Annotated in this window: 15 protein-coding genes; all 15 read right to left on the bottom strand. The window is 42.9% G+C overall.

Annotated features, from left to right (window positions below; translation table 11 throughout):
- Positions 1–186 precede the first annotated feature (186 nt).
- Positions 187–846, bottom strand: coding sequence for a carboxymuconolactone decarboxylase family protein (locus LF817_RS09970; protein ID WP_253935659.1), 660 nt, complete (start codon positions 844–846; stop codon positions 187–189).
- Positions 847–1201: 355 nt separating this feature from the next.
- The gene (locus LF817_RS09965) at positions 1202–2386 is read right to left on the bottom strand and encodes a thiolase family protein (protein ID WP_253935658.1); all 1185 of its coding nucleotides are present in this window, start codon (positions 2384–2386) and stop codon (positions 1202–1204) included.
- A 20-nt stretch (positions 2387–2406) separates the two neighbouring features.
- Positions 2407–3558 carry an acyl-CoA dehydrogenase family protein gene (locus LF817_RS09960; protein ID WP_253935657.1) on the bottom strand — a complete coding sequence of 384 codons (1152 nt, stop codon included), beginning with the start codon at positions 3556–3558 and terminating at the stop codon, positions 2407–2409.
- An 86-nt stretch (positions 3559–3644) separates the two neighbouring features.
- Complete coding sequence (locus tag LF817_RS09955) at positions 3645–4865, bottom strand: acyl-CoA dehydrogenase family protein (RefSeq protein ID WP_253935656.1); 1221 nt, start codon at positions 4863–4865, stop codon at positions 3645–3647.
- Between the two features lie 31 nt (positions 4866–4896).
- Entirely contained in the window at positions 4897–6132 is a 1236-nt protein-coding gene (locus LF817_RS09950) for an ABC transporter substrate-binding protein (protein WP_253935655.1), read from the bottom strand.
- Positions 6133–6213: 81 nt separating this feature from the next.
- Entirely contained in the window at positions 6214–6921 is a 708-nt protein-coding gene (locus tag LF817_RS09945) for an ABC transporter ATP-binding protein (protein ID WP_253935654.1), read from the bottom strand.
- Positions 6914–7678: an ABC transporter ATP-binding protein gene (locus tag LF817_RS09940; RefSeq protein WP_253935653.1), complete on the bottom strand. Its 765-nt coding sequence runs from the start codon at positions 7676–7678 to the stop codon at positions 6914–6916. Before LF817_RS09940 ends, LF817_RS09945 begins: the two co-directional genes overlap by 8 nt.
- Before the next feature lie 3 nt (positions 7679–7681).
- Complete coding sequence (locus tag LF817_RS09935; protein ID WP_371925033.1) at positions 7682–8713, bottom strand: branched-chain amino acid ABC transporter permease; 1032 nt, start codon at positions 8711–8713, stop codon at positions 7682–7684.
- Positions 8714–9577, bottom strand: coding sequence for a branched-chain amino acid ABC transporter permease (locus LF817_RS09930; RefSeq protein ID WP_253935652.1), 864 nt, complete (start codon positions 9575–9577; stop codon positions 8714–8716).
- Between the two features lie 121 nt (positions 9578–9698).
- Complete coding sequence (locus LF817_RS09925; RefSeq protein WP_253935651.1) at positions 9699–11372, bottom strand: long-chain fatty acid--CoA ligase; 1674 nt, start codon at positions 11370–11372, stop codon at positions 9699–9701.
- Between the two features lie 40 nt (positions 11373–11412).
- Positions 11413–12180, bottom strand: a complete 768-nt coding sequence (locus LF817_RS09920) for an SDR family NAD(P)-dependent oxidoreductase (RefSeq protein WP_253935650.1) — start codon at positions 12178–12180, stop codon at positions 11413–11415.
- 15 nt (positions 12181–12195) lie between these two features.
- Positions 12196–12597: an acyl-CoA thioesterase gene (locus LF817_RS09915; protein WP_253935649.1), complete on the bottom strand. Its 402-nt coding sequence runs from the start codon at positions 12595–12597 to the stop codon at positions 12196–12198.
- Between the two features lie 76 nt (positions 12598–12673).
- Entirely contained in the window at positions 12674–13243 is a 570-nt protein-coding gene (locus tag LF817_RS09910) for a TetR/AcrR family transcriptional regulator (RefSeq protein ID WP_253935648.1), read from the bottom strand.
- Positions 13244–13351: 108 nt separating this feature from the next.
- The gene (locus tag LF817_RS09905) at positions 13352–14521 is read right to left on the bottom strand and encodes a thiolase family protein (protein ID WP_253935647.1); all 1170 of its coding nucleotides are present in this window, start codon (positions 14519–14521) and stop codon (positions 13352–13354) included.
- Between the two features lie 22 nt (positions 14522–14543).
- Positions 14544–15317 (bottom strand): SDR family oxidoreductase, encoded by a 774-nt coding sequence (locus LF817_RS09900; protein WP_253935646.1) that lies wholly within the window; start codon positions 15315–15317, stop codon positions 14544–14546.
- Positions 15318–15368 lie beyond the last annotated feature (51 nt).

Raw genomic sequence — 15368 nt, 5'->3', positions numbered from 1 at the left:
CCTCTCAGGCAGATTTTTTTTGCTTTACTTCAAGAGGTTTAATCAATACCTTTACCTAGTTTTATTTTCGATTAATGATCCTTGCCGAAAGCCCTTACAGTTGTTGCGATAATAGGTAGGACAGCTGTGCAACAAAAAAAACAACTATTTTGGTTAACCAAAATAGTTGCTCTACGTTTCCTCCTATTATTCAGAGTCATAAGCGTTCAATGCGTTTACGGAATGAGCAATAGCTGAACCTGCTTTTAAAGCCGTTGCTACAAAAATACTTTCAGCAACTTCCTCTTTTGAAGCTCCCTGGTTTTTAGCCCCTTTCGTGTGAATGTCTATACAATAAGGACAGCCTGTCGTATGAGCAACAGCTACAGCAATCAGCTCTTTTTCTTTCGCAGATAAGACACCAGCTTTCATCGCCTTCTTATCAAAATCTATAAACCCTTGAAACGCATCACCCGATAACTTGGCAAATTCTTTAATTCTATCAAAATACTGCTGCTTGTACAGCTCTTGGTCCGAAGTCCCATCGTAAGCGTTAAGAGCATTTCCTCCATGAGCCACTGCTGACCCAGCTTTTAGAGCAGTGGCCACCATGATACTTTCGCTTACCTCCTCACGGGAAACGTCTTGTTTTTTTGCATTGTTCACATGAACCTCAATACAGTACGGGCACCCTGTCGTATGCGCGACTGCAATTGCTATAATCTCTTTGAATTTAGCTGTAAGTTCCCCCGGAGCTACAGCCTTTTGGTCGAATTCCACGAAAGCTTTGAAAGCTTCTGGTGCTAAGTCTCCAAGCTCCGGCAGCCTTGAAAAATACGATTTTTTATAAAGAGTGTCATTTGTCATAGATATCCCCGCCTTTTTATGAATTCACTGAACATTTTACTGAATTTTCTTATATATTAAAAGGATTTGAGTTTTTATTAGGAGTAAAGAGGGATAGAATTACTACAGTACATTAAAGTGGAAAATAGAAGTACACCGCTAGCCTATAAAGATTTAATGTGATGGTAACCTTAAAGTAGTACCATTTAGATTTTAAATAATGAACTGGAATGAGTTATACCCGAGTCCTTGTCTACGTCCATCAATGGCATAAAAAATAAAGACCCTATTACGGATCTTTTTGATGAAAAGGATTAAATTCAAAACTTTCATTTATTTTATCTATTGATCTAGTCATCCACACTTCACCTTGCTTTCAGATTTGTTCAATCATCATAGCCATCCCTTGTCCCCCGCCCGCACACAAAGCAGCAACACCCAGCTGTTCTTTTCGTCTTCTCATTTCGTGAAGAAGGGTCGTTATTATTCTTGCGCCGCTCGCACCTACGGGGTGTCCTAGTGCTATGGCACCTCCATTTACATTAACCTTTTCCGGATCTAAAGAGAGCTCACGAATAACAGCTAATGCTTGAGCCGCAAAAGCTTCATTCAGCTCGATAAGCCCGATATCCTGAACTTGTTTAGATGTTTTTTCTAATAGCTTTTTTACTGCCGGGACAGGTCCTATCCCCATAATTTCTGGAGAAACTCCTGATGCTGCCCAGTCGATTATTCGAGCCAGTGGCTGGAGACCTAATTCTTTTGCCTTCCATTCTTTCATAATAACGAGCGCGGAAGCCCCATCATTTCTTCCACACGCATTCCCGGCAGTGACTGAGCCATTCTTTTTAAAGGCTGGTCTTAAAGAAGAGAGCTTTTCAAAGGTCGTCTCGGGGCGAGGGTGTTCATCGGTCTCCATTAGGAAAGATTTCTTTCTATCTGTTATTTCAATAGAAACCATTTCTTCTTTGAATTTCCCTTCATTTATAGCTTTGCTGGCACGATGTTGGCTTTCCAGGGCAAAAGAGTCTTGATCTTCTCTGTTTATATTATACCTTTCGGCGACGTGTTCAGCTGTCATCCCCATCCCAAGATCTTCACCGTAAATTTCCTGAGGCTGCTGACCCGCTTCTACATTAGAATCAACTAATCTGGTTTGATCACCGCCAAAACGTGTGTTGCGAATGTAAATCGGTGAGTTGCTCATACTTTCTGTACCACCGGCAACTACAATATCTGCTTGACCAAAGGTAATTTGCTGAACAGCTGAAGCAATGGATTGCATCCCTGACGCGCATAATCTATTAATTGTATAAGCAGGAGAAAACTCTGGAATCCCGGCACGTAATGCGGCTACTCTAGCCACATTGGAAGACTCCGTGGTTTGCCTTACTTCACCCAGAATCGTTTCATCCACTTGCTCAAGTGTTATTCCTGCCCTTGAGACAGCTTCTCTTATAGCAATGGAAGCTAAATGACCAGAGTTCAATTCTTTCAAAGATCCTCCATATCCGCCGATAGGAGTTCTAACCGCGCTTACAATAACAAAGTCTTCTGTCATGAAATCCCCCTCCTTACTACTTAAAGACTGTATTCTTTTCTCAACTGGCCAGCTATGATATTTTTTTGAATTTCAGAAGTCCCCTCATAGATTCTTGTAATTACTGCGTCACGAAAAAATCTCTCTATCGGATAATCAGATATATAGCCGATTCCTCCGTGGACTTGAACCGCTTTATCAGCCACGCGGTTGTAGACTTCCGAACCGTATAATTTCAGCATAGCTGCTTCTTTAATGATTTTTTTCCCTTCATCTGCCATCCATGCTACTCGATAAGTAAACGATCTTAATGCCTCAATTTCCACAGCCATTTCCGAAACCATATGAGCGACAGCTTGATGATCAATAATAGGAACACCGAATTGCTCGCGTTCTTGGACAAACTGCATGGACAAATCCAGCAGTTTCTGTGAGGAACCAAGATTTCTTGCAGCCAAACCAGCTCGACCGTTTGCTAAAATTTTCAAGGCATTTACGTAGCCTTGCCCTTCTTCTCCTAGAATATTCTCAGCAGGTACCTTGCAATCTTCTAAAATAAGCTCTGCAGACTGCGACCCGTGGAGCCCCATCTTCGGTTCAACCGCTCCCACGTGAAAGCCGTGGAAGTCCTTTTCTACGATAAAAGATGTTATTCCTTTAGCTCCTTTACTAGAGTCGGTGACAGCCATGACGGTAAAGATGTCAGCTTCCGTCGCATTTGTAATATAATGTTTAGTTCCGTTTATTATATAGTGATCCCCTTCGCGTACCGCTGTAGTTTTTAAGTTGGTTGCGTTCGATCCGGCACTAGGTTCCGTCAGAGCAAAAGCTCCAATTGATTCACCACTCGCTAGTGCCGGCAAGTACTTGCTCTTCTGCTCGGCATTCCCAAGCTCCACGATTCCTACGGTCCCAATTCCTGTATGACCTCCTATCAATGTGGTGTACCCATTGTGGGTTGCCCCAATCTCTTCATATAGAGCGCATTTCCCCACCATCCCGATGCCGAGACCTCCATACTCTTCTGGAATGCTTAAGCCGAATAATCCCATTTCTTTAGACATAGCAATAATCTTCTCTGGAATTTTGTCTTGCTTTTCAATATCCATAGCCACCGCTTCCACTTCAGTCTGGATAAAATCGCGCACGTTCTTTTTAAGAACCTGAATATCTTCATCTAAATGAAAATCCATGACTTCACTCCTTATCAATGCATTCGAACAAAACGTATAATAAAAACGAAGTCTTTGGGGATAGGCCCAAAGCTTCGTTTCTACCTCTAGCTTTTCCCTCTAACAGAAAACTCTTCTTTTTCAAGAGACCAGGCTGGCAATGAGTTAGCCAGCTGTTTATCCGATCGATAACCTAGTAAATATTCGGCTTGCATAATGGTATGAATTTCACGGGTTCCTTCATAAATGACGGGTGCTTTCGAATTTCTCAAAAACCTTTCCACAGGATAATCGTGAGAGTAACCGTAAGCCCCATGTATTTGTACAGCATCATTAGCCGCTTCATTGGCGAAATCACATGCCTGCCATTTAGCTAATGATGTTTCCCTCGTATTCCGTCTGCCTTGATTTTTCAGTTCACCGGCGCGAAATACCAGCAAGCGGGACATTTGATATCCTGCTTCCATTTTAGCGAGCATTTGCTGCACTAATTGGTGTTTCCCGATTTCCTTTCCAAATGTTTCTCTTTCATGACAATATTGGACACTTTGTTCGATGCAAGCTTGTATTTGTCCGCAAGCTCCGGCTGCTACGGTAAATCGACCGTTATCCAATGCCGCCATAGCTATTTTGAATCCTTCTCCTTCTTTTCCAAGCAGGTTATCTTCAGGTACTTTTACATTGTCAAAAAATAATTCTCCCGTATTGCCCGCTCGAATACCTAGTTTGCCTTTGATTGCATGTGATGAAAATCCTGGCATAGTCCGTTCTATGATGAATGCTGAAATACCTTTGTGTTTTTTAGTTTTATCTGTATAGGCAAAAACTAAAAAATGATCAGCGTAGTCACATAGGGAAATCCATGTTTTTTGTCCATTGAGCACGTAAGAGTCCCCATTTTTCACAGCTGTAGTTTGTAAGGAGGCGACATCAGACCCCGCATTTGGTTCAGTTAATCCGAAGGCTCCGACCTTTTCACCTTTGGCTTGCGGGATGAGATATTTTTCTTTTTGATCCTCGTTTCCCCACTGTAATAGTGTCATGCTGTTCAACCCTGTATGCACAGAAACTGCCGTTCTGAACGCTGTATCCCCTCTCTCCAGCTCTTCGCAGACGATAGCTAGTGTATTATAATCCATCCCGCTGCCTCCATACTTTTGCGGGATACATACTCCCATCAAATCCAGCTGAGCAAGTCTTCTTAGAATAGACGGTTCGAAATGCCCTTCAGCATCCCATTCTTGAATATAAGGATTGATCTCTTTATCAACGAACTGCCGAACAACTTTTCTGACCATTTCCTGCTCATCGCTTAAATCAAAGTTCACGGTATCACCCTTTCTTTTCTGAATTCTTCTTTTATTCATCCACTTCTATTTCAAATACCTCTCCATCCTCTATTGCGACAATACGTGTTTCTGTTCTAAATCCTCCGTCTTCACCGATCTCAGGTATCGTATACACTTGTTTATCTTCCGGTAATTGCTCCAGTCCAGCCTGCATGCTCGCTCGAATAGCTTCTGGATCATCGACAGTTCCTGCTTCCTTCATCGCTTCCATAAATATATAGAGGGAAACATAGTGGAAACCGGCTTCTGATCCTGGGTCCTCATCATATTCATTACGGTATTTTTCTACAAATTCATCCGTTCCAGGATAATCTGAATCTACTAGAGGGGTTACTCCGACGGAACCTTCAAACAATTCATAGGAATCCTCTTCCGCCACTTTTCTCATCTCATCAAGCTTCGCCTGGTCCATGATAATAAATCCGCCTTCAAACCCTAGCTCTCTTGCCTGTTTGGCTAATTTAGCAGTCGGCTCAGAAGGTCCTCCAATAAACAAAACATCCGGATCATTTTCTAAAGCGTTTGTCACGATAGTAAAGAAGTCCGTTTCCTTGGAAAAATCAATGGAAGAATCGTAAACGACTTCTCCTCCCGCTTCTTCCCAGTGAGGGAGCAATTCTTCAGCCCAATCTTTTCCATATTGGGAAGCTGTCGGCAGAGCAGCCAGCTTCTCTCCAAAGCGTTCCATAGAATACTCGGTAAAAGGTTCTACATATACGTCGTAACGAGGAGGAATCCTGACTGTAAGGGGATTTCCTGCTTCCGTTACCCCTGGCTCACTGGTGTAAGCGCCGATCAGAAAATTGTCCTCTTCATTGAACACCTGCATCGCATTTATCCCTCCGCTGTGAGGTGCGTAAATAATAGGAGTTTGATTTTCTTGAACGAGCCGCTTGGCATTAGATGCTGTTTCGTTTGGCAGATACTTATCATCTAAAGGAATTAAATTAAACTTGTAAGTCTGCCCATCAACATCAAATCCACCACCATCATTAATTTCTTCTGCCGCCATTTTCATCCCGTTCAAAGACCTTTCACCGTAATAGGCAGCCGCTCCACTCAAAGGGCCACTGAAACCAATATTGACAATCTCCTCGCCTTCTTCAGTTTCAGGCTCCTCGACTTCTGTATCAGCTTCGGTTTCTTCTTCACTTGAAGCATCGTTAGACGTGTTTTCAATACAACCTGTCAAAATGAGTACGAAGGACAACATGATTAGGAAAGCTAATAACCGGAACAATTTCATTTACTTTTCCTCCCGTTTAATGGTATTCGCTTAGAGTCGACCGCATTGAATATTTCTCTTTCCCTTTACAGTTGATTATCTTCAAGCACCGATATAAGCCTTACGAACGGAATCATTAGTGAACAGCTCATTAGAAGATCCTTCTACAACAATCGAACCACTTTCAAAAACATAACCCCTGTCAGCGATTTTCAAAGCCGCGTTCGCATTTTGTTCAGCTAGCAAAACCGTGGTCCCTTCTTCATTAATCTTTTGAATAACCTCAAACATCTGTTCAACAATCAAGGGCGCTAAACCAATGGAAGGCTCGTCTAGAAGAAGCAGCTTCGGTTGGGACATTAAGGATCTGCCGATAGCAAGCATCTGCTGCTGTCCACCGCTCAACGCCCCCGCCGCACTGTCTTTCTTTTCCTGCAAGATCGGAAATAAGTCATAAACGTGCCCCAGTGACTTTTTCACTTGTGCTTTTTTTCGACGATGGACGTATGCGCCCATGACCAAATTTTCATAGACAGTCATACCGCCAAATAATTCCCTCCCCTCTGCACACTGGACAATGCCTGCTTTAACAATGCGATCCGGGGACTTCTTCTTAATAGAAGAGCCATTGAACAAAATGTCACCATCACTCCATTTTTCAATACCGCTGATTGCTTTAAATACTGTGCTTTTACCAGCTCCGTTCGCTCCTAGTAAAACGACCAATTCTCCTTCATTCACTTCGATATCGACTTTTTCAATGGCTGTAAAACTTCCATACTTCACCGATAACCCAGCAAGCTTAAGCACTAGCATCGCCTCCCAAGTACGCTTCAATGACATCCTGATTGTTCATTATCTCTTCCGATGAACCTTCAGCTATTTTTTCCCCATAGTTTAAAACCATGATCTTGTCTGCAAGCTTCATAATCATTTGCATTTTGTGTTCGATAAGACATACCGTAATGCCTCGCTTGACCATCTTCTTCATGAGTTCTGCCAGTCCTTCGGTTTCCCCAGAGTTTATCCCTGCAGCTGGCTCATCTAGAAACACGACTTCAGGATCGGTAGCCAGAGCTAATGCAAAAGCTACACGCTTTTTTTCTTCCTGAGTGATGCTGCCGGCCAGTTGATCTGTTATGTTCGTCAAACCGACAAAATCTAATACTTCCATCGCTTTATCTTTACACTTCTTCTCTTCTTTCTTATAGCGCTTTGTTCTTAACACAGCGTCCAATAAGTTGGATTTCGTCCGAAGACGATGGCCGACAATAACGTTGTCCAATACCGTGGCTTGTTCAAAAAGATTCGTCGTTTGGAACGTCCGGGCTACACCTAGTTCAGCAATTTTATTCGGCGGAAGCTTGGTGATATCCTTTCCCTTATAAATAACCTGTCCCGAGGTAGGAATGTAAGAACCGCTGACTAAGTTGAAAAAAGTAGACTTCCCTGCCCCGTTAGGTCCGATAATCGCATTGATCTTGCCTTTTTCAATTTCGAAATTGACATCTTTCACCGCTGTGAGACCACCGAACTGTTTCGTCAGATTCTTGGCTTCTATGAACATCCGTTATCCCTCCTTCACTTTATCTTCACGAACATCTTCAGAGTCGGAATAGGTACTCTTCCATGTTTCGGCCGGTGCTTTCTTCTTTTTATTGAACCATTTCATTTTCCACTCACTGACCATCCCTACAATGCCTCTAGGATAAAAAATGATAATCAAGGTGAGCATCGGTCCAAAAATCAACATACGATAATCTTGTAAAAATTGAAGAGACTGGGAAACGGAAACAATTAAAATGGTTCCAACAACCGGACCCGCTAACGTCCCGATCCCCCCAACAAGTAAATACGTAAGTAAATCAAAAATAATCGTTGTATAACCAATATCGGGACCGATAAATCGAATGAACGATGCATATAACGCCCCTGCTAGTCCCGCAAAAAAAGTGGAAAGGACAAAAACGGTCAACTTGTTTTTCATAGTTGAAATGCCGATCGTTTGAGCAAGTTCTTCACTGTTTCTAATTGCTATGAACGTACGGCCAGTAAGAGAGTGCACAATCCGGTACATGACGACAACTGTCGCTAATAGAAAGAATAAGATGAGATAGTATTGTGAGATGGCACTCTGGAACGATATTGGACCGATATTTGACGGTGCCGGAATGCCGATCAAGCCACGAACTCCTCCTGTTAAGCTGTCCCACTTATCGATAACGAGATAGATGACATATCCGACGCATAGCGTGTAAATTGCAAAAAAGTGCTCCCTGGTTCTAAGGGCAACCAACCCAATAAGTAATCCGATTCCGCTTGTAATGATGCATGCTAAAATCAAAGCCACCCAATAATTAAGCCCGGCTTTAACAGTTAACAAGCCTAATGCATAAGCTCCAATAGCAAAAAAACCGGCATGGGCAAGCGATAAATACCCCGTATAACCCGCTAGAATATTCAATCCATAAACCGCAATACTCCAAATGAACGATAACGTCAAAATATGAAGCCAATACTCATTTTGGATAATAAACGGGATGACCATGGCGCCGATGATCAAGACAATCAATGCGATACTTTTTTTAGTCATTGCCGGCACTTAAAATCCCTCCTTCGAAAACAATCCTTTTGGTTTGAAGGACAAAATGATGATAAGTAATATGAAAGCTATAACATCCTTATAATCATTGGATATATATGTGGCCCCAAGGCTTTCTGTGAATCCGAGAATATACCCTCCCAGGATCGCTCCTGGTACACTCCCCATCCCGCCGAGGATGATGATGACAAATGCCTTTAAGATTACAAGGTGGCCCATCCCTGGAAAAACTAGATTGATAGGAGCCGACAAAGATGCGGCGATGGCTGCTAACCCGCCAGAAATCAAAAAGGTGAGCATGGCCACTTTATTTGTATTGATTCCTACTAGATGTGCCCCTTTACGGTTTTGTGCCATTGCTATAATAGTCGATCCCATAAAGGTCTTTTTCAAAAAGAAATAGAGAAGAATCATGACGATGACCGCCCCGACATTGATCAACACTCGCTGCATCGTCAATGTTGTACCGAACACGTTAACGACCTCTCCATAAGGTGTACTCATCGTGCGATAGTCCGCTCCCCAGACTAATTGAGCTAACGCCTCAAGAAACAGTAGAATTCCTATGGCTGCGATTTTGTCATGGATCGGCGGCGAATTTTTCAGCGGGTTAAAAACAAGGCGTTCCATCAATACTCCCAGCAAACCGACAACGACTATCGAAATGGCGATTGCCAGCCAATAGTTGAAATTCCACAGAAGCATCGAAGTAAGAGTCACATAAGCACCGAGCATGTATAATGCTCCATGAGCGAAGTTGGGAATGTGTAAAATTCCATAAACAAGGGTCAGACCTAAAGCAACCAGGCTGTAAACACTTCCTATGGTCAACCCATTAAAAAGCTGCTGCGTGAGAATATCCATTCAACTACCCCTTTAGCCTCACGAATGTGCGGAAGGTTATATTCCACCTAACACCTACTGAATAGTTAGTATGTATTAGGTGAAAAGACTAATTTTGAAACCTCCGCCAATTAGCGCTGCCTTATTTTTTTGTTGCCTCGAATCGCACCACTTCTTCCTCCTGAAGCTTACGCCACAAAATCTTTCCGCTGGCCGTTGTCGGAAATTCCTCTCTGAATTCAACTACACGAGGATACTTATAGGCAGCCATTTGCTGTTTCGACCACTCTATGATTTCCTGTTCAGAAATCTCACCTTTATACCCTTCATTTAAAATGACAAATGCTTTGATCTCTTCTCCTTTCCGCGGATCAGGTATACCTACGACACATGCTTGTTCAACGGCCTCATGGTTATACAAACGAGTCTCAACCTCTGTAGGCCAAACATTGTATCCCGAGGCATTGATCATACGTTTCACACGATCAACAATGAAGAAATACCCCTCCTCGTCAACACGGCCAATATCTCCAGTTCTAAAGAATGATTTTCCATCAATCTCAATAAAAGCGCTTTCATTTTCGTCATCCCTGTTATAATAACCGATCATCACCTGGGGGCCATGAACTACAATCTCTCCAATTTCTCCAGGTTCCTTTTCACTTTGATCGACTGGATCTATGATTCTTGAATCCACATCAAAGGATGGGATGCCTAAGCACTGCATTTTTGGCCGTTCAGGCGGATTAAAGTGGGTTTGAGCTATGGTTTCCGATAGCCCGTACCCTTCCGTGAATTCTAAACCCGATAATTTAAACAGCTTCTCTCCGAGAGCCTTAGGAAAAGCAGCCCCTCCTCCAGAAATCCCGATTAAGGATGTTAGATCTTCAGGTTGTAATTCAGGATTGGCAAGGAAATCAACGAGCATCGTGCTTATCGTAACCCAATGAGTGCACTGCTGTTCACTAATTAATTTCCTAGCCGTCTCACGGTCCCATCTCGTCATGATTACCATCGTACTACCGCTGAAGATCGGCATATGCATACTGTGGACCATTCCTGTAACATGAAATAAAGGTAACGTCACCAGGCTTTTTGATCTTGAGGTTAAGCGTGACCAATGAGCTGCACCTACTGTATTTGCCTGAACGGTTCGGTTCGTGTGCATACAGCCTTTAGGCAATCCTGTCGTACCAGAAGTATAAGGAAGAACCGCCAGATCATCAGCGTCTAATCGTTGATCATGTGGTTGGATATTCGTACGGATAGCATCTTTCCACAGAAAGAAGTTCTCATTAGGAAAGACTGCCGGGGGACCTAGTGCTTCCTGAGGTATATCTTTTTCCTCACCTGTATAATCTGAATATGAAGCAATAATTAATTGTCCAAGAGTAGTTGTCTTATTTAGTAAAGGCTGGACTTCTTCTAATAGTTCCTGGCCAATGATGCCATTTCGAATTTCACAATCTTTAACATAAAATTCAAGTTCATTCGATTTCAGCATAGGATTGACCGGGACTACTACAGCTCCAGCTCTTAGTATGGCATAATAACTTATAACGAACTGAGGTGAGTTCTGCATGAATAAAAGGACCTTCTCACCACTAGTCACTCCAAGATGCTGCTGTAAGTATCCCGCCAGACTCTCCACCTCTTGAAGCAGCTCGCGGTAGGATATGGTGTGCCCATAGTAACAAATCGCCTCATGGTCAGGGTACCTGGCAGCTGATATTGTCAGATTGTCATATAAAGAGGTTTCGGGAATGGTCAATGATTTTGTAACGTTCGGCCAAAATTCATAATGCTTCGTCTGCATAAATAAATCCCTCTCCTTTTTAATGGCTTTTCCTATCAAATTAAGTAATCATCCATCCTCCATCTACGAGTAAATCTGTACCTGTCATGTATGAGGCTTCTTTTGAAGCTGCGAAGGAAATGACATTAGCGATTTCCTCAGGTTTTCCGACACGCCGCAATGCTGTATTCTTTTCAATTGCCTGTTCAAATCGTTTGTTCTTTAACCCTTCTTCTGTCAATGGTGTTTCTGCGAATCCAGGGGATACTGAATTCACACGCACTCCATGTGGAGCCATTTCTAAAGCCAGTGCTTTTGTAAAATTTATTACCGCTGCTTTTGAGGAACTATAGTGAGGGATCATTGCGCCCGCCTTATGACCCGATAGAGAAGCGACGTTTATAATGGCACGGTTCTCCCCACTATTGTTGTCTATCATGATTTTTCCTAATGCTTTGGAAACGAGAAAAACGCTCTTAACATTCGTATCTTGAATACGCCCCCATTCACTGGCAGGAAGGTCTAAGATAGTGGACGTACCTGAAGTCCCTGCGTTATTGATCAACACATGCAGAGTTCCATAATTCTGCGTTATGAAATGAGCTAATTCTTCAACATCCTCTTCTGCCGTCACATCCGCTCGAAAGATTTCGGCAACGGGCTCGCTTAAAGAGGAATTGATTTGCTCCGCTGCTTTTTCCAGCTTAGAAACGGTCCGTCCGACAAGAACTACTCGTGCACCTTCAGCAGCCAAGCGAATAGCCGTCTGCTCCCCTATACCGCTTCCAGCTCCTGTAACTACTGCGGTAGAACCAGAAAATCTTCTCACTTTATCACCCCAACTTTAATTTGTAACCAGCTGCTCATCTAGAACTTCTCTTATTTCTGCAGGAATAGCCTCGCTTCTTTGTTCCTCGTAATTGAAATGAACAATAGTGGCTTCTGCTTTAGCTATAATGTCCCCTGTTTCTTTCGCTTGAATCGAATGATCAAAGCGGAAACTTTTTGTACCTATTCTAGATATCCAAGTAAAGATCTCCAGTTCCTGGTTGAAGTAAGCCTGACTTAGAAAATCGCACTGAGTAGAAGCGATAATAAATTGACCAAATGTCTGATGATCTTTCAGCAGGTTTTGAAAGAACTTCCCGCGCGCTTCTTCTAAGTAAATGAAATAACTCGTATTATTCACGTGTCCAGCGGCATCGGTCTCACAAAACCTTACCCTGGTTTCTGTTACGTGTTTCACGTTCAGCACCTCCATCCCGTTGAATTATACTGACTAGTCAGCATCTACAGGCCAACATGTAACATGGCCGAATGCTCTATTCTTTTTTGTTAATGCCATTTAAAATCATTTCAAGATAAATATCGGTCAATTGTTCATCAGAAACTTCCCCCTCAGGATGAAACCAGTAATAACTCCAGTTCGTCACCCCAAGAATTCCACGGGTTATCATATCCGCATTTAAATTCTCCTGAAAGTATCCTTCCCTTATTCCTTCTTCTACTATTTTCTGAACGTTTCTTCGGAATAAATCTCTTTTTTCCATGTTCTGTTCCAAATACTCAGGGGCAAGATTACGCATTTCCCTGAAGAATATCCTCGCGCTCTTCTTTTGATTCTGAATACTATGGATGAGCATAAAAATAGTTGCACGAAGCTTAGCCCGGCTATCTTTTGACGGATCGTTAAGAATGTCTTCCTGGGTTTTCAAAAGAAATTCGATATAACCGAGATGAATATCCCTGAGCAGCTCTTGTTTACTTTTGAAATAATAATAGAATGTTCCCTTAGTAACTTGAAGTTCATTTGTAATATCTTCTATGGACGTTTCTGTGAAACCTTTTCTATCGAATAAATGGATACCAGAATGAATCAGCTTTTGTCTCATGAAAAAATGTTCCTCTCATTTAAGTATGGTATAACTACTATGATGTCCTGCCTATAAACCCGGCGATAAAATTATATCATACCTAAAAGCACAGTCTTTTCAGTAGAGTCAGGGGCGCTCGATAATTGTCGCTATACCTTGGCCGCCTCCGATACAAGCGGTTATTAGAGCGAATCTTCCGCCTGACCGGTTCAGCTCATAGAGAGCTTTAGTCGTAAGAATTGCTCCAGTAGCCCCCAGTGGATGTCCATGTGCGATAGCTCCTCCATTAACATTCACCTTGTCCAGGTCCATTTCAAGTTCTCTGTTGCAAGCTAACACTTGACCGGCAAAAGCCTCGTTGATTTCAATCACATCCATATCTTGAAGAGAGAGACCCGATTTTTTCAATACTTCTCTTGTTGCAGGCACGGGGCCTATCCCCATAATATTCGGATCGACGCCTGCTACAGCACTTTCACGCACGATAGCTAAAGGTTTCACACCAGCCTCCTCCGCTTTCTCTCTCGACATCATAACAAGTGCCGATGCTGCATCGTTCAACCCAGAGCTGTTCCCTGCTGTAACGGACCCACCTTCCACAAATGCCGCCTTTAATTTAGATAACCCTTCCATACTAGTTCGCGGACGTGGGTGCTCATCGATTTGAAATTGAATAGGATCACTTTTTCGAACGGGAACTGTTATAGGAGTGATTTGCTCATCAAAACGGCCCTCTTCTACAGCACTTACCATTCGCCGCTGACTTTGATATGCGAATTGATCCTGTTCCTCTCGACTAATCTGATATTCTTCCACTAGATTCTCAGCTGTTATCCCCATTGGAGGGTCTCCTATCTCGTTTGGGGCCAATTGAGATTTTCGGAATTTAGGAGGGGCAGGACTATATGCCTTCTCCGGGCGTTCCATTAAATAAGGAGCTTGACTCATGCTTTCCGTTCCACCAGCTACATAAATATCTCCTTCCCCGGACCGAATAGCCTGGGCTGCTAAATTGACCGCATTCAACCCTGAGCCACATTGTCGATCGATGGTTAAGCCTGGCAGATTAATGGATAGTCCGGTCTGCAGAGCGGATAATCTAGCAATATTACCTCCTCCACTCAGTACGTTACCGAAAATAACATCCTCAATAAGTTCCGGATCTACCTGGGCACGTCGTATGGATTCTTTGATTACTTCTGCACCTAGAATATGAGCAGGTATAGAAGCCAACGTTCCTCCTTGTTTCCCAATAGCTGTACGCACAGCTGAAACAATCACTGCTTCTCGATTCATAGTTTCAACTCCTTATCCAGATTTACATAGCGTGTGATCCACCATCGACGATCATTACATCTCCTGTGATATAATCCGATGCCGGGGCAGCGAGGAATACAGCAGCACCTTTCAAATCATTCTCCGAACCGAACTTTCTTAACGGAGTTCCTTTAAGGAACGCCTCTTCTCCTTTTTCTATCAAAACTTTCGACATCTTTGTAGGAAAAAATCCAGGGGCAATAGCATTCACATAAATACCTTTAGGTCCCCATTTGACAGCGAGATCCTTTGTAAAAGTAATCACAGCCCCTTTACTAGAGTTGTAGCCGATCGTATTCATATACTCCGGGTCAGAGCCTTTAAGACCTGCTACAGAAGCAATGTTAATAATCTTTCCATATCCTTGTTCAAGCATGACTTTCCCTACAGCCTGGGCCATGAGAAAAGTTCCTGTCATATTCACGTTTATCACCTTCTGCCATGCGGCAAGAGGCATTTCTTCAACAGGAGCACCCCAGGTAGCTCCGCTGTTATTCACTAAAATATCAATCGTTCCAAATTTCTCGACTGTTTCTTTCACGACCCTTTGAACATCCTCTTCGCTTGTAATATCACACTTAAGTGCGAGTGATTCTACTCCAATCTTAGCAAGCTCGTCACTTACTTCCTGACAGGCCTCTTGTTTTCTTGAGCAAACGACAACATTGGCACCAGACTCTGCGTAACCTTCAGCAATTTGTTTCCCTAATCCTCTTCCTCCACCAGTTACTATGGCCGTCTTTCCTGAAAGGTCAAACAATTGTTTAATATGCATGTGGGCTCCCTCCTGTGCCGCTGATGGTTGGTTTACGGCTGCCTCGTCATT

Origin of the sequence: Halobacillus sp. A1 (genome assembly GCF_024189295.1) — a bacterium.
GTDB lineage: Bacteria > Bacillota > Bacilli > Bacillales > Halobacillaceae > Halobacillus_A.
This window is presented reverse-complemented; position numbering and strand designations above follow the sequence as displayed.